Annotated in this window: 1 protein-coding gene; it reads left to right on the top strand. The window is 51.4% G+C overall.

Annotated features, from left to right (window positions below; translation table 11 throughout):
- Positions 1-17 precede the first annotated feature (17 nt).
- A partial coding sequence (locus tag QWY28_RS24600) for a UvrD-helicase domain-containing protein (RefSeq protein ID WP_369292718.1) occupies positions 18-280 on the top strand: 263 nt, incomplete at its 3' end.

Here is a 280-nt window from a genome sequence, read left to right as displayed (position 1 = left end):
GCAGCGGCAAGACACGTGTGCTCGTACATAAGCTTGCCTCTCTCCTGCTTTTGGAAGATGTAAAGCACGAACAACTCCTGATGCTCACTTTCTCTCGTGCAGCCGCTACCGAGTTCAAGCAGCGCCTGATGCAACTCATCGGCAATGCCGCCCATTTCGTAGAAATCAAGACCTGCCATTCTTACTGTTTCGACCTGCTGGGCAGAGTTGGCAATCTGGATGAGGCTGGAGATGTGGTTAAGCAAGCCGCCGAAATGATTAACAATGGAGAAGTGGAACC

Origin of the sequence: Nocardioides oceani, assembly GCF_030412965.1 — a bacterium.
GTDB classification, from domain to species: Bacteria; Actinomycetota; Actinomycetes; order Propionibacteriales; family Nocardioidaceae; genus Nocardioides; species Nocardioides oceani.
This window is presented reverse-complemented; position numbering and strand designations above follow the sequence as displayed.